Genomic DNA, 23,109 nt, shown 5'->3' on the forward strand with positions numbered 1-23,109 from the left:
TTGCTTTTATTTATTACGAAATTACGCATTATTAACTTGATACAAAAAACACCAAAAGCATAATGCTTCTGGTGAGATTTTTTGTTGTTATTTTTTGATTTTACACTTCGACTGCGCTCAGTGTGACACTCAGGATATGCGATTCACACACATTTTCTATGGAAAATGTGGTTCTCTGAGATCCTTCGACTGTGCTCAGGATAAGCGATTCACACACATTTTCTATGAAAAATGTGGTTCTCTGAGATCCTTCGACTGTGCTCAGGATAAGCGATTCACACACATTTTCTATGAAAAATGTGGTTCTCTGCTTACATGTTGCGTCTGTACTGACCTCCTACTTCAAATAAAGCTGAAGTAATTTGTCCTAAACTACATACTTTACAGACTTCCATTAGTGCCTCAAAAATATTTTCGTTTTTAATAGCTCGTTCTTGTAAATCTTTTAACAATGCTTTAGTGTCATTTGCTTTATGAAGGTTTTCCAAAGTTTTAATTTGAAATTGCTTCTCTTCTTCTGTTGCTCTAATAACTTCTGCAGGAATAACTGTTGGCGAACCTTTACTGCTTAAAAAAGTATTGACACCTACTATTGGGAATTCACCATTATGCTTTAAAGTTTCGTAATACAGGCTTTCTTCTTGTATTTTACTACGTTGGTACATGGTTTCCATTGCACCTAAAACACCACCACGTTCTGTAATTCTGTCAAATTCCAACAACACAGCTTCTTCCACTAAATCGGTTAATTCTTCAATAATAAACGACCCTTGTATTGGGTTTTCGTTTTTATTTAACCCTAATTCTTTATTGATTATTAATTGAATAGCCATAGCACGTCTAACCGACTCTTCTGTTGGCGTTGTAATGGCTTCGTCGTAAGCATTTGTGTGTAATGAGTTACAATTATCGTAAATGGCATATAATGCTTGAAGCGTTGTACGTATGTCGTTAAAGTCAATTTCTTGAGCGTGTAAGCTTCGTCCAGATGTTTGAATATGGTACTTCAACATTTGCGCTCTTGCATTTGCACCATATTTGTGCTTCATGGCTTTTGCCCAAATTTTACGTGCTACTCTACCAATTACTGCGTATTCTGGATCGATTCCGTTTGAGAAAAAGAAGGATAAGTTTGGTCCAAACTTATTAATGTCCATTCCGCGACTTAAATAATATTCCACGTAAGTGAAACCATTAGACAAGGTTAACGCTAACTGTGTAATTGGATTAGCTCCTGCTTCTGCAATATGATACCCAGAAATAGATACCGAATAGAAGTTACGCACATTATTCTCGATAAAATACTCCTGCACATCTCCCATTAAACGCAATGCAAATTCTGTTGAAAATATACACGTATTTTGTGCTTGGTCTTCTTTTAAAATATCTGCTTGAACCGTTCCTCTTACTTGGGCAATGGTTTTCTTTTTAATTTCTGCATAAATATCTGCAGGTAATACTTGGTCTCCTGTAACACCAAGAAGCATTAAGCCTAACCCGTTATTTCCTTCTGGTAATTCGCCATTATACTTAGGACGTTCTTTGTCTTTGTAGATTTTTTCAATTTTAGCTTCTACTTCTTTTTCCAGTCCATGTTCTTTAATGTATAATTCACATTGTTGGTCGATAGCAGCATTCATAAAAAAGCCTAATAACATTGGTGCAGGACCATTAATAGTCATACTTACCGATGTCATAACATGTGCTAAATCGAAACCAGAATATAGTTTTTTAGCATCGTCTAAACAGCAGATAGAAACTCCTGCATTTCCAATTTTTCCGTAAATATCTGGACGTAAATCTGGATCGTTTCCATAAAGTGTCACACTATCAAAAGCAGTCGATAAACGCTTTGCTGGTAAACCTGCACTAACGTAGTGAAAACGTCTGTTTGTACGTTCTGGTCCACCTTCTCCTGCAAACATACGTGCTGGATCTTCTCCAGTACGTTTAAAAGGATATAAACCTGACGCATAAGGAAACTCTCCAGGAACATTCTCTTGTAAACACCATTTTAAAATATCTCCCCAAGCTTGGTATTTTGGTAAGGCTACTTTTGGTATTTGTAAATGAGATAATGATTCGGTATGTGTTTCAATTTTTATTTCTTTATCTCTTACTTTAAAAGAATAAATTGGGTTTTTATATTTGTTTACTTTTTCATCCCATCCTGTAATGATTTCCCAGTTGTAAGGATCTAAGTTTAGTTTTACACGGTCAAATTCCTTTATTAGAAGATTAAGTAAGCTTCTTTGAGATTCCTCGTCAGTCATTCCTCCTTCTGTCGGAATGACATTACTAGTGTCATTCTGAGCTTGTTGAAGAATCTCTTCTTGATTTAATCCTAATTTTCCAATAAAAGACATCTCGACTGCGCTCGATGCGACATTAGAAACAGAACAGATAGTTTTATAAATCCCATATAGTTTTTGAGCAACCTCAACTTGCTCTGATGCTTTTTTATCGTAAGCGCGATTGTTTTCTGCTATTTCAGACAAATAGCGAGTTCGAGATGGTGGTATGACAAATATTTTTTCGCTCATTTCCTGAGAAATCTCGAATGTCGATTTTAGATCAGCGTTAGCTTTTTCGACTAATTTATCCATTACCGCTTTGTATAAGGTATTCATTCCTGGATCATTAAACTGTGACGCTATTGTCCCATATACTGGTAATTGATCTTGTGGAATATCCCACAGATTATTATTACGCATGTATTGCTTTTTAACATCACGTAAAGCATCTAAAGATCCACGTTTATCAAATTTGTTAATAGCTACCAAATCTGCAAAATCCAACATGTCGATTTTTTCTAATTGCGTTGCAGCACCAAATTCTGGTGTCATAACGTACAAGGACACATCGCTATGTTCTATAATTTCTGTATCAGATTGTCCAATTCCAGAAGTCTCTAAAATAATTAAATCGTATTCTGCTGCTTTTAAAACCTCAACCGCTTCATTTACATATTTAGACAATGCTAAATTAGATTGACGAGTTGCCAAACTACGCATGTAAACTCTAGAATTATTAATCGCATTCATTCGGATTCTATCACCTAGAAGCGCTCCTCCTGTTTTACGTTTTGAAGGATCAACAGAGACTAATCCTATTGTTTTTTCTGGAAAATCTATTAAAAAGCGACGAACCAACTCGTCCACTAAAGACGATTTTCCTGCTCCACCAGTTCCTGTAATACCTAAAACTGGAGTTTTAGAGCGTTCATTTTTTTTATGAATTTTATCTAATGTATCTTTTGCTACTTCCGGAAAATTTTCGGCAGAAGAAATAACCCTAGCTATGGTTTTAGGATTTTTTGCAGAAAGACTTTCAATATCTACATCTAAAGTGTCTCCAATTGCAAAGTCGGATTGTTCTACCAAATCGTTAATCATGCCTTGTAATCCCATTGCACGACCATCGTCAGGTGAGTAGATACGAGAAATACCATAATCCATCAACTCTTTAATTTCTGATGGTAAGATAACTCCACCACCACCTCCAAAGATTTTAATATGTCCTGCTCCACGCTCTTGAAGTAAGTCATACATGTATTTAAAATACTCGTTATGACCACCTTGATACGATGTTAAACAAATTGCATTAACATCTTCTTGAATGGCAGTATTGACTACTTCGTCCACACTTCTATCATGACCTAAATGAATCACCTCTACACCAGTAGCTTGGATGATTCGTCGCATAATATTAATAGATGCATCATGTCCATCAAATAGAGATGCTGCAGTAACAATTCTTACTTTATGTTTTGGTTTATAAGGAGTTGCTTGTATCATTCTTAAAATATAATCTATTTTGAGGTCGCAATTTACGAAATATTCAAAAAAAATGCTTGATAATACGTAATTATCTAAAAGTTAAAATACAGACCATAATCGGTACTTTTTAAAGTAAATTAGTAGTGCTATTAACTCAAATTATTTGTTGTCACAGAAAGTAAACATGAAAAAAATAACCTTACTCATTAACTGTAAAGATCGATCTGGAATAATTGCAAATGTCACAAATTTTATTGCTAAAAACTATGGTAATATTGTTTACATCGACCAACATGTAGATAGAGAGCAAAATATCTTTTTTATGCGTTTAGAAAGCGAGTTTAAAAAGGACACTTTTACTATGGAGGTTTTTAAAACTAAATTTAAAACAGATTTAGCTGATACCTTTGACATGAAATGGCGTGTTTATGCAGCAGAGGACATCCCAAAAATGGCGTTGTTTGTTTCTAAATACGACCATTGTTTGTATGATATATTAGGTAGATATAATTCTGGTGAGTTAGACGTAGATATTCCTTTTATAGTAAGTAATCATAATGATTTAAAACCTATTGCTGATAGTTTTAATATACCGTTTTACCATATTCCTGTGACTAAAGATACTAAAGCGGAAGCAGAACAAAAGCAATTAGAATTGTGTAAAACATTTGGAATTCATTTTATCGTGCTTGCACGTTACATGCAAATAGTATCTAGCAAAATTATTAACCAGTATCCTAATAAGGTGATTAATATTCATCATTCCTTTTTACCAGCATTTGTTGGTGCAAAACCTTACCATTCTGCTTATAAACGTGGTGTTAAAATTATTGGTGCTACAAGCCATTATGTTACTGAAGAATTGGATGCAGGACCAATCATAGAACAAGATGTTACTAGAGTTTCTCACACACATGCTATTGGAGACTTGATAGCCAAAGGGCGAGATTTAGAAAAAATAGTTTTAGCCAATGCCATCAAACTTCATATTAAACGAAAAGTAATGGTATATAATAATAAAACTGTTATTTTCTCGTAGTTAGAAGTATATTTACTACTTTAAAACATTCAACATGAAAAAAATTTTAACCCTTTTAGTTATTTTAAATGTTACTGCTTGTGCAGAATTAAGAGACGTTGTAAATCAATTACCACAAGGAGGTGGAGTAAGCGAATTAGATATTGCTAATGGTTTGCGTGAAGCTTTAGATTTAGGTATAGATAAACAAGTGTCTAAGCTTACTCAAACTGATGGGTTTTTTAAAAACGAATTGGTTAAAATATTACTACCTGAAGAGTTACAAAAAGTAGATAAAGCACTTAGAGATATAGGATTAGGCAATTTAGCTGATGAAGGTTTAAAAGTATTAAACAGAGCTGCTGAAGATGCTGTTGGAGAAGCCACACCTATTTTTGTCAATGCAGTTAAAGATATTACTTTTACAGACGCTAAAAATATATTATTAGGTAATAATGATGCTGCTACTAACTATCTAAAATCCAAAACAGAAACTGCTTTATATGACAAGTTTAACCCAGTCATTAAAGCATCGTTTAGTAAAGTTGGTGCTGACCAAATTTGGGAGAATTTAATTAATAAATACAATACCATACCTTTTACAAATAATGTAAATCCAGATTTGACAGATTACGTTACTGGCGAAGCATTAAAAGGGGTCTACACAATGATTGCTATTGAGGAACAAGAAATAAGAACTAAAGTAAGCTCTAGAGCAACAGATTTACTTAAAAAGGTGTTTGCATTACAGGATTAGTTATTTTCTTTTATACAATCCATCAAAAGCCACAACAACCTCTGTATTGTTTGTTGTAGTTTCCCAAAGTTGACGTACAGAACCATCATTGTTTAACGTCCAAGTAATCCTATGAAAATAGGGATTCCCTTCTTTATTTTTTAACGTATCAGATTGTAAAATCATTTGATTACCAGTTCTGTTTCCTTTTAGATGTAAAGTACCACCTTGATTATCTATCCAAATTTGTTCCCACTGACCCGTTTTTGAGTTATAAAAATTCTGGCTTGTACCTGTATAATTACCTTTAGCACTCACCCAATTTTCTTGAAGAATACAATTGTCCTGAACTTTTAAAATGGTATTATGTCCAGCTATAGATCCATCTGGATTAGTAACTTGCCACTCTCCTATCCAAAAATCAAAAGCTTGATGTTGTTCTGTACAACAAGCACAATCGTTGTTTTGTGAAATTGCATTGAAAGATATTAGCGCTAAAAAAAGTATGATGACGTGTTTCATTTTTTTAAAAGATTTGTTATAAAGCTATTGAATTTAAATAACTTAATGATAGCTTAATAATTAAATAATATTATCCGCCTTGTATTTTATGATCTTTACAACATAAAAGTTATAAAATACATTTCTTTTATTAAGAGTTAGTTTAGTTAGTTTTTTAGAGCCTATTTTAATCTTAAAATAGGCTCTTTTGTTTTTTTAAGATTTTTTTTTGATTAATTATTTTTTTTATTTAAATAAAAAAAGTAATTTAATTTACTCAAAATCAACCCTTAAGCCCATGAGTCGCCCAGATAAATTGAAAAAACACCAACGTAAGCTTAACAAACGCTACAAGCAACTTGTAGAGCAAGCTTATAACCTACGACAAACAGATCACGAAGCTAGTGATGTATCAGAATACAGAGCTATTAAACTTTTAGATAAACTAAATAAATTGAATTATTTGGTAAGAGAACAATCACAAACGCTCTCTTAGAAGCTTAAAGTAACTAAATGCTTTTATCAACCTAGATCCATACCAAGAAAAAAACTCGCCATCTACAAAAATAGTTTTAGCATGATGACTGTGTCTTCCTAGTTCAAACGCATGTTCTTCTTTAAATGGGTAAGGCTCGTTTGATAATAAGATAATTTCTGGGTCACCTTCCTTTCTAATTTTAGTAATATCAACTTCAGGATAACGCTGTAAATTTGAGTAGATGTTTTCAAATTTATTTAATTTTAAAAGATAATTAATAAACGTATTATTACCAGCTACCATCCAAGGGTTTCGCCAAATAAAATAAGCGGTTTTTAATGTAGGTTTATCTTTTATATAATTTTGAAAGTCTTTTAAATTAAAATTAATTTTATCTATTATTTTTTGTGCATTAGTACGCTTATTAAAGAGCTGTCCATACTGAGAAATCAATTCTAAGCAGTCATTAATAGTAATAATATCTGAAACATGAACATCACAAATCTCTTGGCAGGCTTCTACAATTTCTTTTGTGTTTTCTTCTTTATTACACAAAATAATATCTGGTTGTAAAGCTTTAATTTTTTCAATGTTAATTTGCTTAGTACCACCAACAATTGTTTTTGTACTTTTAAAATGAAAGGGATGCACACAGAATTTTGTAATCCCAACCACAGCATCTTCCAAACCTAAATCAAAGAGTAATTCGGTTTGAGAAGGAACAAGTGAAACTATTCGTTTTGGAGTCGAATTTAGTATTAATTGGTTTCCAAGTTGATCTGTTAGTTTCATTAATGAGATTGCTTCGTTCCTCGCAATGACGATTACATGTTTAAGATTTCTTCCATTTGTTGCTGCAATGCTTTAGCGTTATTAGCAGCAGCTTGAGCAAAATCTTCTTTGTTTGAAGCATAAATAATCCCTCTAGATGAGTTGATTAGCAATCCAACGTTGTCACTCATACCATATTTACAAACGTCTTGTAGGTTTCCGCCTTGAGCGCCAACTCCTGGCACTAGTAAAAAGCTATTTGGGATTATTTTTCTAATGTCAGAAAAATATTCTGCTTTAGTCGCACCAACAACATACATCAGGTTTTCTGAATTCTGGTAAGTTTTTGACGTTTCTAGTACTTGTTTGTATAACTCTTTTCCATCAATAGATTTTGTCTGAAAATCAAATGCTCCAGTATTTGATGTTAAAGCCAACAATATAGTATGCTTGTTTTTAAACGCTAAAAAAGGCTCGACAGAATCTTTACCCATATATGGCGCAATGGTGACGCTGTCAAACGCTAAATCCTCAAAAAACGCTTTGGCATACATGGTACTGGTGTTACCAATATCTCCACGTTTAGCATCTGCAATGGTAAAAATGTCTGGATGGTTTTGGTTTAAATATTGAATTGTTTTTTCTAACGCTTTCCAACCTTTGATTCCATAAGCTTCATAAAACGCAGTATTAGGTTTATAAGCCACACACAAATGATGTGTCGCATCGATGATGGCTTTATTAAATTCAAAAATAGGATCCTCGGTATCTAAAAGATGTTTGGGTATTTTGTTTAAATCGACATCTAATCCTATACAAAGGAAAGATTTCTTTTTTTTGATTTGGTCTGTTAGTTGTTGTGTAGTCATGATATAAAAAAAGCCTCAAAAAATGAGGCTTAGAATTAAATATGTTCGTCGCTAGCTTTTAGTTTTTCAGTATTTTCAGCTAGTTGTAACTCGTCTATAATTTTTTGAATATCTCCATTAACAATATTAGATAAATCGTATAATGTTAATCCAATTCTATGGTCCGTCACACGTCCTTGTGGATAGTTATAGGTTCTAATTTTAGCACTTCTATCACCAGAGGTTACCATAGTACCACGTAACGCTGCATCTTCTTCCATTTTTTTAGCCAACTCCATATCATATAATCTAGAGCGTAATACTTTAAAGGCTTTTTCTTTGTTTTTATGCTGCGACTTTTGATCCTGACACTGTGCCACTAATCCTGTTGGAATGTGCGTTAAACGCACTGCAGAATAGGTTGTATTAACCGATTGTCCTCCAGGTCCAGATGAACAGAAAAAGTCAATACGTACGTCTTTAGGGTTGATTTCTACATCAAACTCTTCTGCTTCTGGAAACACCATAACGGTAGCTGCACTGGTGTGCACACGACCTTGTGTTTCGGTTTGAGGGACACGTTGTACACGATGTACACCTGCTTCAAATTTTAATGTTCCGTAAACATCTTCACCAGAAACTTCAAATTGAATTTCTTTAAATCCTCCATTAGTACCTTCACTATAATCTACAGTATCTACTTTCCATCCTCTACCTTCGCAATACTTGGTGTACATTCTAAATAAATCTCCTGCAAAAATACTAGCTTCATCTCCTCCTGTTCCTGCACGTAACTCGACAACAGCATTTTTAGAATCTTGAGGATCTTTTGGGATTAATAGTAATCTTATTTCTTCTTCAAGTTTAGGAATACCTTCTTTAGCTTCGTCATATTGCATTTTAGCCATTTCTACCATTTCTGGGTCGCTACCATCTGCAATAATCTCTTCAGCTTCCTTTAAATTTTCTGTAAACTCTATATATTGTTCACGCTTGTCCATTAACAAACGTAAGTCTTTATACTCTTTATTTAGCTCCACATAACGTTTCTGATCAGTAATAATATCAGGTTGAATTATTAAATCACTAACCTCATCAAAACGTTGTTTTACTATTTGTAATTTTTCTAACATTTAATTTTTCAAAATTGTGAAACAAAAATACGATAATTTATGGATTTGCAATACTTAAACCTTGTTTGCTTAAAATTAAAATAATAGCGTGATTTTGGCGTTAAAATATCATGCTAAGTCAGTTATTCGCTATACTATTTTACTACCGCACTTTTGCATTATGGTCTTTAGGAATTAATATTTTGTTATTAATTACCGGAAGTTCAACCCTGATTTTGGCATTGATTACCAAACTGTTTTTGGTAGCTTTATTGTTTTATTTGGTTAGCGAAGCTGAAGCAAAACAAAAACTAAGTTTTTATAAAAAATTAGGAATCTCTGATTTAAAATTATTTAGTGTTTTATACCTAATTGATGCTATTATAACTATTGGATTTTTAAGTGTAATAAACGAATTTATATAGCTTCAAATTGATGTTTTTAAATTCAATTCTATGCGACACTCAGCCTAATATTCAAACGTTCCAAACTCACTTTTAATAGTCAGTTTTTTTTCTTCTGAAGCTTCAACACGACCAATAATTTGAGCATTGACATTAAAAGATTTTGATATTGAAATAATATCTTCTGCAATTTCTGGAGACACATATAATTCCATTCTGTGTCCACAATTAAAAACTTGATACATTTCTTTCCAATCTGTTTTAGATTGTTCTTGTATTAATTTAAACAGAGGTGGAATTGAAAACATATTGTCTTTAACAATATGTAAATTATCTATAAAATGAAGAATTTTTGTTTGTGCACCTCCACTACAATGCACCATTCCATGGATGTCCTGTTTATTATATTTAGCTAATATAGCTTTTATAATAGGTGCATAGGTACGTGTTGGTGACAACACTAGTTTACCAGCATCTATAGGCGAATCTGTAACAGCATCTGTTAGTTTAACTTGACCAGAATACACTAAATCCTCAGGGACAGACGCATCAAAACTTTCTGGATATTTTTTAGCTAAATACTTGCTAAATACATCATGTCGTGCAGAGGTTAATCCGTTACTTCCCATTCCGCCATTATATTCTTTCTCATAAGTAGCTTGACCAAAGCTTTCTAATCCTACTATGACATCTCCTGCTTTAATATTTGCGTTGTCTATAACTTCACTTCTTTTTATCCTTGCAGTTACTGTAGAATCAACAATGATAGTTCTAACTAAATCTCCAACATCTGCAGTCTCGCCACCAGTTGAATGTATGGTAACACCAAAAGATTTTAAATCTTCAATCAGCTCTTCTGTACCATTAATGATTGCAGAAATGACTTCGCCAGGAATTAAGTTTTTATTTCTTCCAATTGTAGAAGATAACATGATGTTATCTGTTGCACCAACACATAACAAATCATCAATATTCATGATTAGGGCGTCTTGAGCAATTCCTTTCCAAACGGAAATATCACCAGTTTCTTTCCAATACATATACGCTAAAGACGATTTTGTTCCTGCACCATCTGCGTGCATAATCAAACAATAATCTTCATGGTTAGTAAGGTAGTCTGGTACTATTTTACAAAACGCTTTAGGAAACAGACCTTTGTCTATATTTTTAATAGCGTTGTGTACGTCTTCTTTAGAGGCAGAAACACCTCTTTGGCTATAGCGTTTTGAAATTTCGGAACTCATTGTGTGTTGTTAAGCTACAAAGATATTTATAAATAAAAAGCACACAAATAATATGTGTGCTTTTATAATTAAATTGATATGAATGTGTGAATTACTTCCAATCTGGCATTTTTCCGTTTTCTAAAAATAATGTTCTATTACTTACAGAAGCAATTTCTACTTTAACCAAATTTTGCTGCGAGACACCATCATTAGAGGTGTTTACAAAAATAATTTCTGCTTCATTAGGAGAAAATTTTGGATCTAAATCGTTAGTACCTGCTGGCTTAGATGTAGATATATCTGTTACTACCATTGTATTTATATCATAAATAAACATATGCGAATCTAGTTGTCTGTATTCTGCATTTTGATTACCAGACACATCATACGTGTATAATAATTTAGAGCCATCAAAAGTATAATCTAAACCACCTGCTGCACCAGGAACACCTTGAAGTATATAATCTACAATGCCACCAGAATTAGTCATGGTATAGATTTCTACATTATACCCAACAGAATTATTAGTTTTAACTGCTAAACGTTGTGTTAATTGACACCAATCAACCTCTGTAATAAAATTACCATTTAAGGTTTGATGCACTAAATTTAAACCAGAACCATTACTATTGATTTCGTATAATTTATCAAAGTTTGGATACACTAGCTTAGTATTATTACTTTTCCATTCAAAATCTAACTCTTCTAAATTAAATCCATTAACAGATACTGTATTAGTAATTTGCATAATGTTAGATCCATTTAAATCCATAGTATAAATATGAACTTGTCCACCATTAGATCTTAAAAAAGCTAATTTATTAATATTACTGGCTTTTCTAGGTCTCCAGCTATTATTGCTTGCAGACGTTAACTGATACTCGATACCAGCATCATCTACAGAAAAAATAACATTATTTCCATTTATTTTCCTGGTGAAAAAATGCCTGTTATCTGGAAATTCTAAGGTTTTAAAATTAAATGTTTCGCTTAAAATAGGATCGTTTATATTATCTGAAGCAGAAACTTGCCAGAAATATTTAGTATTATAATCTAACCCTGAAACCGTTAAGGTGGTATCTGTTACATCTGTATACGTTAATACATCTGTATTTTGATCGTTAAAAATTTGGATTTCGTAAATCAAATCATCGTCTTCTGGATCGGAACCTGTCCAAACTAAATCTACAGTTATAGGCTGATTTACAGCATTGTTTTCAGGACTAACTAAGATTGGTGCATCTGGTGCATTATTATTTGCAGTTTCTATATCTAATTCAAAAATTACATTTACGGTATTATCGTCTGTAACTGTTGCAGGTTCAAATTCTGTTAAAAACCCTTCCTTTTGTGCTTGTACAGAATAGCTTCTAACAGGTACATCATTAATTACAAAATTTCCTGAAGCATCAGTAAAAACGATACTAGAACTTGGGTTAGTTGAAACTCTTGTATTTTCTAGAGGTATATTATCTCCTTTAGATACTACTTTTCCTGTAATTGTTCCTGTTCCGCTTAGTGTTATCTTGTCTTCACTACAACTAATTAGCAAAGTAATAATAACAATTAGGCTTATATATTTTGATAGTATTTTCATCTGTTTCAATTATTTAAATGTTAAATTAAAATTTAACAGATTAATTATTTTTTTTGTTTTGACGTTCTGCTCTTTTTTTCTCCTGCATTAACCTTCTATTTTCAAGTTTTTGAGCTTTTAACTCGGCTTTTTTAAGTTTTTCAAGTTCTTTTCTTTGGTTAAATTTGGTTGGAGGTTTGGACAGGTAATAATTAACTCCTAAACCAAATCTATAAAACATATCGTCTACACTACCAGCAACCACACCATCTAATTCATCTGTAAAGGCTAGGTTATGCTCTCCGTAAAGATATACGCCTAAGTTGTCATGTATTAAATATTCTAAACCAAATCCTGCTTGTATTTTAGGGTCTACAGCTTTAAAATAGTTAGATGCATTAGTCCCAACACCTGCAAATAGATAGGGTGTAAAATTATCGTAAGGCAATACTTTGTATTCTATATTTAAATCAAAAGACATAAAGCCTTCATTTAAAATTTCTTTATTTTCTAGATTATATTTGTTGTAAGTAAAATCTAAACTCAAATAGGGGTTTAGAGAGCGTTTAAGTCCTATTTTAGTGTTGAGTTCTGGTTGAGGGTCTGGTAAATCTCCGTTAATTAATGTACCTCCTAATGCACCAGTGATTGCATAATCACCACGACGTTCTGTTAAAAAACGCTCGTATAACTCCGTTGATATTGCTTCATCTTTTTCTGCATCAAAATCTTCAATAAGCTGTGCAGTAGACTCTTCACTTAGTCTTGGCAACCACAATTTGTCTTTTATACCTTCTATAATTAAAGCTTCCACAGCTTTTTCTATAGCTTCTTTCATGGCTAACTGTACTGGTTCGTTTTTTGTAAAACCTATTTCAGTTTCAAGTAAGCGTTGGTATTTTACATATTTAAATAAGTTAGCGGATACTGCTTGAGATAAAATTGTTTTTGAGATGTAAACGGTTTTTAAAATTTTTCCGCTTGACGTAGATACTGCTCTAAGATATACTGTAATTCTGTCTTGTCTGTATTGTGTAGAACTACCAATACCTAAATATCTTGCACCTGCTCCGCCTGTTATAATGTTTGTATCATAAGATATTATTCCACCTTCTAGTAAAACTCCCGCGTATAATAGTGGTGGTAAATTAGGCTCGTTTGGATTTTGGTTTTTTCTGTATTCGTCTCTTGTAGAACGAATGATATTTCTTTCGTTTAAAAGGTTACCAAGGTTTTCTCTCTCTATTACAGTAAACCATTTAGAATCTTCTAATGCTTTAATTAGCATGGTTGTTCCACCTTGTGATACTGCTGTACTAAAGGTGCTACCGTTTTCTACAGCTTTGTATTGCCCAGTTTGATCCTTAAAATTGTATACACCAGCTACAACTGGTTCTTGAGGTAACGGGAATTCTGTTAGTTTACTAGTAACAGGAGTAGTTTCTCCAATCCTTGCCCTTTCTTGTTTGTAAGGTTGATTAAAAAATGCACCACAACCGGTTAAAATTAAAAATAATATGACTGCAATAGCAGGTCTAAAATTTAGCATGATGTGAAGTTAAGTGATTAGTTAGGGACTATAATTTGTGTTTGTTCTCCTGTATCTGTATCCAGAATATTAATGACTAGTCCTTCTGCAGAGTCATAAATCTCTAAAGCTAAGCTACCAAAACTAAAGTTTCCTTCTTGTAACCCATCGCCTAATTGTGTTTGAAATAAAGATCTTGACAATTGACTTAAAATTTGTCTGTTTAAATTTTCTGCAAAAGCTTCTAAAGAGCTTTCGTCATTACCTAAATCGGCACTAGGATCTGTAAACGAGTTTTGTGCATTTGCAGAACTTAGTAACCATTGATAGTTAAAAGTATCTCCTCCAAAAGCAGGATTGATAGGCTTGTAAGTTAATTGCTGTCCAATACAAAAATATCCAGCTAAGAATATTATAAATGTTAATAGTTTTTTCATGACTAAATAATTAATAGCGTTTAATTGTTTTAGATTCTTTCTCTAGTTTTTTAAAATGTTTATACACATTAATTATGGCATAATCATTCATTTTGGTTAAATACTCTGTACTAGGTCTTACAAAAAACGAAAAAATCTTATCATCTCCAACTATAACTTCTATTTTCGTGTTTCTACCAATTGCTAAAATTTCTTTTATGGTAACTACTTGATTACCGTTAATGTTATTTTGAGTGTATAATGAGTAAAACAATTTGTAAAAATCTCTTCCAGGTTTTGTTTTAGTGTCTTCTACAACAATTCCTTTAAGTTCTAAACCATCTCTTTTTTGAGTGTTTATGTCTTTAGAAAGTTCTTGCTCTTGCTTTAATTTTTCTAATATTCGTTGCTTTTTGGCTTCTTCTTCTTTTAAATCCTCATTAAAAACTACTCTATCCTGTCCAACAATATTATTATCTAAATCATAGATTAATAATACCGCTATTTTCTTTTCATTGTCATTTAACTTAAATGTTATTGAAGATAAATCCGTTTTTTGATTAGCATTTAAAATAAACCGTTCGTTTGTTAATTCTTCAATGTTATTTAAACTTTCATCTTTATTAAACAACACTAATTTATAAATAAGGCTTTTAGTAATTTCTGTTTTGTTAAAGGCAGTTCCTTTTATGGTTGTAAAATCGTTTTGATTGTCTGTTTGTATTTCTGCTTCAACCTCATTGTTTATTGCTTGCGCATTTATTTTTATGGAAACATCTTCAACTTTAGCAGCAATATCTTTTAGTACTTCTACTTTATTGATGTTATTCTGACCATCGTCATTAAGTACTACTCGGTCTTTTCCTATTATATTTTCATTTGCATCATAAAGTAAAAGTAGAATAATCACTTTTGTTTTCTGATCAAAATTGATTGAGGTGGTTGATAAGTCTTTTTGTTGGTTGGAATCTAAAGTAAACTGACCGCTTTGTTCGTTTTTAGATTTGTTTTTATGTTCATCTGTTTTAAAGACAGACAATTTATAACTCAAGTTTTTAGTGTTTTGAGTTTTATTAATGGCTATGCCTTTAATATTAATATTATCGTTGTCCTGATTGATGTTAAGTTTGGCCTCAACTTCTGTATTGTATAGTTGTGCCTGAACAGTTATTGTAAAGAGAAGAATAACAACAGATATTATTGTTTTTTGGTTTACACACAAAACCATAATAGTATTGTTAAAAATTTCTAATAATTATAGATTGATCTTGTCCTTGCATAGAAATTTTTATTTTTTCTGATAAAGAATTAGATCCAAACATGGTTAAATTTTGATTGTTACCTGTTTGATTAATAGTTGCATTTCTAAGATTTGATTTAAATGGGCTATAATCTAAAAACGTATTATTATCTCCATTTTGTATAACTGTTTCTTTTAAGGTAGTACTGTTAATGTCTAATACAGTTAAATTATCATCTCCATTTTGCAGTACTGTAACAGTACTCTCTCTAGAAGTTGTTGTGCTTATTAAATTGTTATTATCACCTATTTGCGCTATATAAATAGCATTATCTGTAGTACTAACAGTGGTTGATGTTGCACTTTGATTTAATAAGAAATTTTCTTGGGAAGACTGCGTATCAAAACCAGAAATATCTGAAGTATCATTTCCAGCTTCAAAAGTTTGAGCTGTAATTGTACTACTTGAAACTAGTATTGAAATCACTATTAAACATTTAAATAAAGTTTTCATAGTCTTAAGTGTTATAGATATAATTATGTGTAAGTTATAAAATATATCTGTTATAAAAAGTATAAGAGCAAATTAATGCTCTTATACCTTATAATTATTTTAATAAAATAATTCTATTTTATAAAAGCTTCTGCTTAGTCATTTTGAGTTACAGAAGACGAGTTACTATTACCAATTTGGTCTACAGTACTTGTATGCGTAGTTCCATTTTGGTCTACAGTGCTCATGTTAAAGTCCCCTTGTTGGTTAACAGAACTATCATGCATAAACCCATCTTGGTCAACAATACTGTTGTTTAACATACCATTTTGAGTTACAGTAGATAAATGTAAGTCTCCCATTTGAGATACAGAACTATTGTTAGCCATACCGTCTTGGTCAACATAAGATTGATTATTATCACCTGTAGAAGTTACTTGACTTTGGTGGCCTGTACCATCTTGCGTTACTACAGATAAGTTAGCATCTCCAGTTTGTGTAACATTACTACCATTACCATTACCATTTTGGTCAACATCAGAACTGTTACCAGTACCCTGCTGCCATACAAATGAACCATTATTGTTTCCAATTTGGTCTACGTAAGAAATATTACTGTCTCCAATTTGATAAGTTGATGCAGTATTTGCATTACCAACTTGATTTTGAGTAGAGTAGTTAGAATCACCTTGTTGAATTGTTAATCCATAATTAAAGTCTCCTACTTGGTCAACGTCACTCTGGTTCATGTCACCATATTGTCCTACTCCAGCAGTGTTGCTATTTCCAGTTTGATCAATATCAGACATGTTAGAGTTTCCATATTGTTGATTAATACCATAGTTATTATCTCCTGACTGAGATATAGAACTTAGGTTACTATCACCCTGTTGGTCTATTTCAGCTGCATTAACATTACCATCTTGGTCAACAGTAGCGTCATTCATATCACCTAATTGATCAACATCAGAATCATTCATATCACCGTCTTGGTCAACATCTGACATATTCATGTCTCCTGTTTGATCTACATCACTAATGTTAGACTCACCGTCTTGACGTACGTTTGAATCATTATCATCACCAGTTTGAGTCACAGAAGAGTTATTACCTACTCCAGTTGCTCCATTAGTATCTTGACGAACATAAGAATAGTTATTGTCACCATCTTGATCCACAACACTTATGTTTTCATGACCATTATATCCCTGATATACAATTGCATCGTTATTGTCACCATCTTGGTCAATATCTGAATTATTGAAATTACCCCACTGGTCTGAATAAACATAGTTAGAATCTCCAGTTTGGTCTACATCAGAGATATTATCATCTCCATCTTGCCAATTATAGTTATAGTTGTTGTCTCCTATTTGAGAAACGTCACCATCATTTCTGTTTCTTAGACCAAATCCTTGTTGTCTTACATAAGACCAGTTACCATCCCCTGACTGTAAAACATCAGCATCGTTATCATCACCTACAGAGTTAACTCTACTAGTATTATTATCTCCAACCTGATTTGTCCAGCTAAAGTTACTATCACCTATTTGATCTACATCAGAAGAGTTACTATCACCAGATTGAAAAACCCATGAAGTATTAGACATACCAACTTGGTCTTGTGTTGATCCATTAAAATCACCATTTTGACTGTTGTAAGCATAGTTGTTGTCACCTGTTTGATCGATAGAGGAAGTATTATCATCAGAACCATCAGTATCTCCATACTGGTCGATGTGTCCTGTGTTGTTATTTCCGTCTTGAGAAACAGACGCAGTGTTGTTGTCATTAACTGATGCACCACCACCAAAACCTTGATGGATATCTGCTTCGTTATTGTCACCTAATTGGATAACATCACCTTCGTTATCGTTACCTAATTGGTCTACATCAGAGTCGTTAGACACACCATTCTGCATTACGTCAGAATCATTGGTATCGCCTACTTGGTCGACATCTGAGTTGTTGGTCATTCCAGTTTGTGATACTACAGAAGCATTTCCGCTTCCTACTTGATCGACATCACTGTTGTTGGATTGTGCAAACATTAGTGTTCCACACATAAGCGCAGCTGCGCTGAAGAATAATTTTTTCATGTTTAAATATATATTGATTAATAGCTTCTCAAAGATACAGAAATTATTAGCTCGAAAAATTTGTTATTTAAAAAAACATCTGTTTTTAACACTATTTTCGTTGACTATTCTTATTTATACGATAAAACGCACAAAACAATAAGTGTTTTCCTACATAATAATTTTTACTAAAAATAGGCAAAACCCTTAAAAACACTAGTAACTACGTAGAAATACGTACATATTAGATGTAATAAATTAACATTGAACCTACGCTCTAGTATTTAGTATTAATTCAATTGATTTGTAGGCATATTTTAAACTATATACATTAAAAAAGGGTTCAGTTAAAATCTGAACCCTTTTGAATATTTAGTAAGATTAAACTTTATAACATGATTAATCATTTTGAGTCACAGAAGAACCGTTACCATTACCAATTTGATCTACAGTACTTGTATGCATGTTACCTGATTGCATCACAGAACTTGTATTTAAGTCACCATCTTGTAAAACAGTACTCATATGAGACATCCCTCCTTGATCAACAAAAGAAGTGTTACCATCACCCAATTGATCGACATCAGAATCATTTAAAGCCCCATCATGTTGCCAAACGATACTAGAATTAGAATCTCCTAATTGATTGACATCAGAATTATTATCGTCTGAATTATAATATTGATTGACTTGAGAACTGTTACCATCACCAGTTTGCAACACCGTACTTGTGTTATCATCACCTGTATATCCTTGTGCTACATAAGAAGAGTTTCCATCTCCTATTTGATCGACGTTTGAATCGTTATCGTTTCCATATTGAAAAACAAAATTCGCATTATTATCTCCTATTTGGTCCACATCAGATACATTACTATCTATCCATTGACCAACATTAGAAAAATTACCATTACCACTTTGAGTAACAGTAGAAACGTTATTGTCGCCAATAGTTGTATAATAAAACCCTCCCTGAGCTACTTGTGAAATATTTGAGTCACCATTTTGATCTACATCAGAAAAATTTGAGTCTCCTTGCTGAAACATTGTAGAACTGTTAAAGTCACCAAATTGGTCTGTAATTGAAAAGTTACTATCCCCTATTTGATCTTCGTCAGAATAATTACCGTCACCAGTTTGAAAAACCCATGAAGTATTTAACATTCCATTCTGATCTTGAGTTGATCCATTAAAATCACCAATTTGACTGTTGTAAGCATTATTCCAATCTCCTGTTTGATTGATAGCAGAACTGTTGTTGTCAGATCCATCAGTATCTCCATATTGGTCAATATGACCACCATTTGAGTTACCATTTTGAGTAATAGACCCTGAGTTACCATCGTTAGCACCTGCTCCAGTACCAAAACCTTGATGAATAGCTGAGTAGTTATTATCTCCTGTTTGAGACGCATTAGCGTCATTACCATCCCCTAATGAGTCAACATCAGAGCCATTAGAAACTCCATCCTGCATGACATCTGCAGAGTTTAAGTCTCCCCATTGATCGACGTCTGAGTTATTGGTCATTCCAGTTTGTGATACTATAGAAGCGTTTCCGCTTCCTACTTGATCCACATCACTGTTGTTTGATTGTGCAAACATAAGTGTTCCACACATTAGCGCAGCTGCGCTGAAGAATAATTTTTTCATAATTAAATATATATTGATTAATAGCATTATAAATTTAAGAACTTAAAAGTTACCTATCCACTTTAGGGTCTTAAAATTTATTATACACAAGGTAATTTTCGATAAACAGAAATTTTTTCAGGGTAAAATACATTTTACTGTAGGAATAAACGCTCTTAAAATAATGTGCAACTAATTGATTTTAAGTGTTTTATGTACGTAGTTATACGTACTAATTATGAAAAACACGTCAGCAAAAAGAAAAAAAAGGCTTGATTTTTCAATCAAGCCTTTTTAGTTTAATAGATTTTAGTTACTACTAATAATTAGTCATTCTGGATTACAGTAGACGAATTAGAGTCTCCTATTTGATCTACAGAACTTGAATGTGTTGTACCAGTTTGGTCAACATCCGAGTTATTCATATCTCCTAACTGATTAACAGTACTAGTATGCATTAAACCAGATTGGTTAACATCACTAATGTTAAAGTCACCTGTAGATAATACTATAGAAGAGTTAGCGTCACCATGTTGACGCACTTCACTATGGTTATCATCACCTAATTGATCTACAGTAGAGGTATGATTATCATCAAATTGTGCAGTAAAGCTATAGTTATTGTCTCCTGTTTGTGTTACTGCACTATAGTTAAAGTCAGAGCCATCTCCAACAGGAGTATATTGATCTGTACCATTCCAGTTGTTATTTCCAGTTTGTGTAACGCTACTTATATTATTATCACTTGAAGCAGTTATAGCATCAAAAGGAGCTCCTTGATAATTATAAGAAAAGTTACCATCTCCTGTTTGTATTACGTCACTATCATTAGTATTACCATATTGCCAAACATTAGACCCATTAAAATCTCCTTGTTGCACGGTAAAAGCATTATTATTGTCACCTACTTGTGTAATAGTAGATTGACTATCGTTACTTCCTCCTCCAATATAAAGGCCATACTGATCTGTGTGAGCATAATTATTGTTTCCTGTTTGGATAGTAGCAGAATTGTTTCTGTCTCCATAAACTCCCTGATGGGTGTATTGAATATTAAAATCTCCTGTTTGAACAGAAGTACTCACGTTTTCATTACCCCATTGATCGACATCAGAATAATTTGAGTTTCCATATTGTTCAACATCACTATCATTTAAATTACCATTTTGAAATACATCAGAGTAATTAGAATCTCCGCTTTGTAATACTCTACTATCATTATCGTCCCCACTCTGTGTCATTTGAGAATAGTTCATATCACCCCATTGGTCAGTATCACTAAAATTACCATCTCCAGTTTGATCCTCATCAGAGATATTACTATCACCTAATTGGGAGACTAAACTATAATTTGAGTTTCCATTTTGATCTTGAGTAGAACTGTTTTGATCTCCATTTTGATAGTTGAAAGCAACATTACCATTACCAGTTTGGTTAATCGCAGAAAAGTTATTATCAGAACCATCAGTATCACCATATTGGTCAATGTGCCCTGTGTTACTATTACCTGTTTGCGTTACAGATGCGGTATTGTTGTCATTAACAGATGCACCACCACCAAAACCTTGATGGATATCTGATTGGTTATTATCTCCTAATTGGATAACATCACCTTCGTTATCGTTACCTAGTTGATCTACGTCAGAGTCGTTAGACACACCATCTTGCATGACATCTGAGTCATTGGTATCGCCTACTTGGTCTACATCTGAGTTGTTGGTCATTCCAGTTTGCGATACTACAGAAGCATTTCCGCTTCCTACTTGATCGACATCACTGTTGTTGGATTGTGCAAACATTAGTGTTCCACACATTAGCGCAGCTGCGCTGAAAAATAGTTTTTTCATAATTAAATATATATTGATTAATAGCTTCTCAAAGGTACTTTATTAATTTGGACTACAACATATTGTCATCCTTATACCTACATAATTATTGTGTTTTTTCGTTAAAATGAAAAATAAATTAGATGAGTAACAATTTTTAGTAGGAAAAAGACTTCGATTAATCTTCTGAAAATCAAATAATTATATACGTACTTATACGTACAAATAGCACCTATTACTCTAAAAAATTAAAATTTTCAGAAAAATAAAACATAAAAAAAAGACTCAAAATATTGAGTCTTTTTAAAAAATAAATTTTAATAATTAATCGTTTTGTGTAACAATAGATGAATTAGAATTACCTATTTGATCTACATCACTAACATGGGTATTACCTGTTTGATTAACCGTGCTCATATTTAAGTCACCATCTTGAAACACATTACTTAAATGAGAAAATCCATTTTGATCAACCATACTACTATTAGAATTTCCTAATTGTAAAGTTGTAGAATCGTTTAAGTTTCCGTCTTGAATAGTTGAAGCATAGTTACTATCTCCAGTTTGATCTGTATCATCTACATTATCATCTCCTGTTTGCGACACGTAAGACTCGTTTAAATTACCTAACTGATCTACATTAGATGAGTTGTTAATTCCTACTTGAAACACTCTAGATTCGTTATCATTTCCAGTTTGGTTTACATCTGTAAAGTTGTCGTTACCAACTTGGTCTTGATTAGAATAGTTTCTGTTACCTAACTGTGTCAAGTAAGCATCGTTACCTGCAGATTGATTAGGACCAGAACTTTGGTATTGTCTCCCTCTGTTTCTGTTTCCGTCTTGATCTGTATCTGCAAAGTTATTATCAAATCTTTGGATTTGATTAGATCTGTTACGATTTCCTAATTGGTTTGCATAAGCAATGTTATCTTCTGCAAAATTAACCCCTTGATCAATACTCGCTCTGTTACGGTTACCTTCTTGATAGATATCACCAAGGTTTCGGTCTCCAGCTTGCTTGACTGTAGCTTCGTTTAAATCTCCTAATTGATACACATCTGCATCATTAAGCTCACCACTGTTGGGATTTGTTGGAACAGCACCATACTGATCGACATCAGAATCGTTACCAGCTCCTTGTTGGAAAACATCAGCATCGTTGGAAGTACCAGATTGGTCTACATCACTGACATTGGATTGTGCAAACAATAGTGTTCCACACATTAGCGCAGCTGCGCTGAAAAAAAGTTTTTTCATGTTTAAATATATATTGATTAATAGCACTATAAATCTAAGTCAAATATTCATAGCAAAAAAGTGCTTTTGAAGAACGAGACTATTTTTTCGACAAGCTTACAATTTAATCGTTGTAATGTAAAACTTACAAACAAAATAACATAAAAAAAGCCTTTCGTATTTAGAAAGGCTTTCATAAAATAGTAAT

General features: G+C 32.7%; 19 protein-coding genes. 4 read left to right on the forward strand and 15 right to left on the reverse strand.

From position 1 onward, the window contains the following. Positions 1 to 311 precede the first annotated feature (311 nt). Positions 312 to 3,797 carry a methylmalonyl-CoA mutase family protein gene (locus tag LY08_RS10565; RefSeq protein ID WP_111660417.1) on the reverse strand — a complete coding sequence of 1,162 codons (3,486 nt, stop codon included), beginning with the start codon at positions 3,795 to 3,797 and terminating at the stop codon, positions 312 to 314. Between the two features lie 166 nt (positions 3,798 to 3,963). Here LY08_RS10565 and purU point away from each other — a divergent pair, with 166 nt between their 5' ends. After that, positions 3,964 to 4,818, forward strand: a complete 855-nt coding sequence (gene purU / locus LY08_RS10570) for a formyltetrahydrofolate deformylase (protein ID WP_111660418.1) — start codon at positions 3,964 to 3,966, stop codon at positions 4,816 to 4,818. A gap of 34 nt (positions 4,819 to 4,852) precedes the next feature. Next, positions 4,853 to 5,554 (forward strand): DUF4197 domain-containing protein, encoded by a 702-nt coding sequence (locus LY08_RS10575; RefSeq protein WP_111660419.1) that lies wholly within the window; start codon positions 4,853 to 4,855, stop codon positions 5,552 to 5,554. On the opposite strand, the gene LY08_RS10580 is transcribed toward LY08_RS10575, so the two are convergent. Then, positions 5,555 to 6,055: a hypothetical protein gene (locus LY08_RS10580; RefSeq protein WP_111660420.1), complete on the reverse strand. Its 501-nt coding sequence runs from the start codon at positions 6,053 to 6,055 to the stop codon at positions 5,555 to 5,557. 277 nt (positions 6,056 to 6,332) lie between these two features. Between LY08_RS10580 and LY08_RS10585 the strand changes: the two genes are divergently transcribed. Beyond that, positions 6,333 to 6,530, forward strand: coding sequence for a Lacal_2735 family protein (locus LY08_RS10585; RefSeq protein WP_111660421.1), 198 nt, complete (start codon positions 6,333 to 6,335; stop codon positions 6,528 to 6,530). Here the strand turns inward: LY08_RS10585 and LY08_RS10590 are convergent. Genes LY08_RS10590 through prfA form a run of 3 tightly spaced genes read right to left on the reverse strand, consistent with a single transcriptional unit; the run spans position 6,513 to position 9,264 of the window. Further along, the gene (locus LY08_RS10590; RefSeq protein WP_111660422.1) at positions 6,513 to 7,304 is read right to left on the reverse strand and encodes an ABC transporter substrate-binding protein; all 792 of its coding nucleotides are present in this window, start codon (positions 7,302 to 7,304) and stop codon (positions 6,513 to 6,515) included. The two genes, LY08_RS10585 and LY08_RS10590, sit on opposite strands and share 18 nt — an antisense overlap. A gap of 32 nt (positions 7,305 to 7,336) precedes the next feature. Then, positions 7,337 to 8,152 (reverse strand): orotidine-5'-phosphate decarboxylase, encoded by an 816-nt coding sequence (gene pyrF, locus LY08_RS10595; protein ID WP_111660423.1) that lies wholly within the window; start codon positions 8,150 to 8,152, stop codon positions 7,337 to 7,339. A 35-nt stretch (positions 8,153 to 8,187) separates the two neighbouring features. Continuing rightward, a complete protein-coding gene (gene prfA, locus LY08_RS10600; protein WP_111660424.1) occupies positions 8,188 to 9,264 on the reverse strand; it encodes a peptide chain release factor 1 in 1,077 nt (358 codons plus the stop codon). A 110-nt stretch (positions 9,265 to 9,374) separates the two neighbouring features. Here prfA and LY08_RS10605 point away from each other — a divergent pair, with 110 nt between their 5' ends. Further along, entirely contained in the window at positions 9,375 to 9,668 is a 294-nt protein-coding gene (locus LY08_RS10605; RefSeq protein ID WP_111660425.1) for a hypothetical protein, read from the forward strand. Between the two features lie 44 nt (positions 9,669 to 9,712). Here LY08_RS10605 and LY08_RS10610 read toward each other — a convergent pair whose 3' ends face one another. From LY08_RS10610 to LY08_RS10655, 10 genes are all read right to left on the reverse strand, one after another. Continuing rightward, positions 9,713 to 10,891, reverse strand: a complete 1,179-nt coding sequence (locus tag LY08_RS10610; RefSeq protein ID WP_111660426.1) for an AIR synthase related protein — start codon at positions 10,889 to 10,891, stop codon at positions 9,713 to 9,715. 91 nt (positions 10,892 to 10,982) lie between these two features. Then, positions 10,983 to 12,470: a carboxypeptidase regulatory-like domain-containing protein gene (locus LY08_RS10615; protein ID WP_111660427.1), complete on the reverse strand. Its 1,488-nt coding sequence runs from the start codon at positions 12,468 to 12,470 to the stop codon at positions 10,983 to 10,985. A gap of 40 nt (positions 12,471 to 12,510) precedes the next feature. Continuing rightward, positions 12,511 to 13,998: a CsgG/HfaB family protein gene (locus tag LY08_RS10620; RefSeq protein ID WP_111660428.1), complete on the reverse strand. Its 1,488-nt coding sequence runs from the start codon at positions 13,996 to 13,998 to the stop codon at positions 12,511 to 12,513. A 17-nt stretch (positions 13,999 to 14,015) separates the two neighbouring features. Then, positions 14,016 to 14,414, reverse strand: coding sequence for a curli production assembly/transport component CsgF (locus LY08_RS10625; protein ID WP_111660429.1), 399 nt, complete (start codon positions 14,412 to 14,414; stop codon positions 14,016 to 14,018). 10 nt (positions 14,415 to 14,424) lie between these two features. Beyond that, on the reverse strand, positions 14,425 to 15,621 hold the full coding sequence (locus LY08_RS10630) for a CsgE family curli-type amyloid fiber assembly protein (protein ID WP_111660430.1): 1,197 nt from the start codon (positions 15,619 to 15,621) through the stop codon (positions 14,425 to 14,427). Between the two features lie 10 nt (positions 15,622 to 15,631). Further along, a complete protein-coding gene (locus tag LY08_RS10635; protein ID WP_111660431.1) occupies positions 15,632 to 16,147 on the reverse strand; it encodes a hypothetical protein in 516 nt (171 codons plus the stop codon). Positions 16,148 to 16,281: 134 nt separating this feature from the next. Continuing rightward, a complete protein-coding gene (locus tag LY08_RS10640) occupies positions 16,282 to 18,225 on the reverse strand; it encodes a hypothetical protein (protein ID WP_111660432.1) in 1,944 nt (647 codons plus the stop codon). 378 nt (positions 18,226 to 18,603) lie between these two features. Next, a complete protein-coding gene (locus tag LY08_RS10645) occupies positions 18,604 to 19,857 on the reverse strand; it encodes a hypothetical protein (protein WP_158526734.1) in 1,254 nt (417 codons plus the stop codon). 305 nt (positions 19,858 to 20,162) lie between these two features. Next, positions 20,163 to 21,683 carry a hypothetical protein gene (locus LY08_RS10650; RefSeq protein ID WP_111660434.1) on the reverse strand — a complete coding sequence of 507 codons (1,521 nt, stop codon included), beginning with the start codon at positions 21,681 to 21,683 and terminating at the stop codon, positions 20,163 to 20,165. Between the two features lie 303 nt (positions 21,684 to 21,986). Then, on the reverse strand, positions 21,987 to 22,922 hold the full coding sequence (locus LY08_RS10655) for a hypothetical protein (protein ID WP_111660435.1): 936 nt from the start codon (positions 22,920 to 22,922) through the stop codon (positions 21,987 to 21,989). Between the last annotated feature and the right edge of the window lie 187 nt (positions 22,923 to 23,109).

Origin of the sequence: Olleya aquimaris (assembly GCF_003259525.1) — a bacterium.
Classification (GTDB): domain Bacteria; phylum Bacteroidota; class Bacteroidia; order Flavobacteriales; family Flavobacteriaceae; genus Olleya; species Olleya aquimaris.

What these genes read in the sequence shown, in the direction of transcription:
- LY08_RS10610 (WP_111660426.1), bottom strand. Translation starts at nt 10,891, where the DNA reads ATGAGTTCCGAAATTTCAAAACGCTATAGCCAAAGAGGTGTTTCTGCC.
- LY08_RS10645 (WP_158526734.1), bottom strand. Translation starts at nt 19,857, where the DNA reads ATGAAAAAATTATTCTTCAGCGCAGCTGCGCTAATGTGTGGAACACTT.
- LY08_RS10655 (WP_111660435.1), bottom strand. Translation starts at nt 22,922, where the DNA reads ATGAAAAAACTTTTTTTCAGCGCAGCTGCGCTAATGTGTGGAACACTA.
- LY08_RS10590 (WP_111660422.1), bottom strand. Translation starts at nt 7,304, where the DNA reads ATGAAACTAACAGATCAACTTGGAAACCAATTAATACTAAATTCGACT.
- LY08_RS10640 (WP_111660432.1), bottom strand. Translation starts at nt 18,225, where the DNA reads ATGAAAAAATTATTCTTCAGCGCAGCTGCGCTTATGTGTGGAACACTA.
- LY08_RS10575 (WP_111660419.1), top strand. Translation starts at nt 4,853, where the DNA reads ATGAAAAAAATTTTAACCCTTTTAGTTATTTTAAATGTTACTGCTTGT.
- LY08_RS10615 (WP_111660427.1), bottom strand. Translation starts at nt 12,470, where the DNA reads ATGAAAATACTATCAAAATATATAAGCCTAATTGTTATTATTACTTTG.
- LY08_RS10565 (WP_111660417.1), bottom strand. Translation starts at nt 3,797, where the DNA reads ATGATACAAGCAACTCCTTATAAACCAAAACATAAAGTAAGAATTGTT.
- LY08_RS10650 (WP_111660434.1), bottom strand. Translation starts at nt 21,683, where the DNA reads ATGAAAAAACTATTTTTCAGCGCAGCTGCGCTAATGTGTGGAACACTA.
- LY08_RS10605 (WP_111660425.1), top strand. Translation starts at nt 9,375, where the DNA reads ATGCTAAGTCAGTTATTCGCTATACTATTTTACTACCGCACTTTTGCA.
- LY08_RS10585 (WP_111660421.1), top strand. Translation starts at nt 6,333, where the DNA reads ATGAGTCGCCCAGATAAATTGAAAAAACACCAACGTAAGCTTAACAAA.
- LY08_RS10580 (WP_111660420.1), bottom strand. Translation starts at nt 6,055, where the DNA reads ATGAAACACGTCATCATACTTTTTTTAGCGCTAATATCTTTCAATGCA.
- LY08_RS10635 (WP_111660431.1), bottom strand. Translation starts at nt 16,147, where the DNA reads ATGAAAACTTTATTTAAATGTTTAATAGTGATTTCAATACTAGTTTCA.
- LY08_RS10630 (WP_111660430.1), bottom strand. Translation starts at nt 15,621, where the DNA reads ATGGTTTTGTGTGTAAACCAAAAAACAATAATATCTGTTGTTATTCTT.
- pyrF (WP_111660423.1), bottom strand. Translation starts at nt 8,152, where the DNA reads ATGACTACACAACAACTAACAGACCAAATCAAAAAAAAGAAATCTTTC.
- LY08_RS10625 (WP_111660429.1), bottom strand. Translation starts at nt 14,414, where the DNA reads ATGAAAAAACTATTAACATTTATAATATTCTTAGCTGGATATTTTTGT.
- purU (WP_111660418.1), top strand. Translation starts at nt 3,964, where the DNA reads ATGAAAAAAATAACCTTACTCATTAACTGTAAAGATCGATCTGGAATA.
- LY08_RS10620 (WP_111660428.1), bottom strand. Translation starts at nt 13,998, where the DNA reads ATGCTAAATTTTAGACCTGCTATTGCAGTCATATTATTTTTAATTTTA.
- prfA (WP_111660424.1), bottom strand. Translation starts at nt 9,264, where the DNA reads ATGTTAGAAAAATTACAAATAGTAAAACAACGTTTTGATGAGGTTAGT.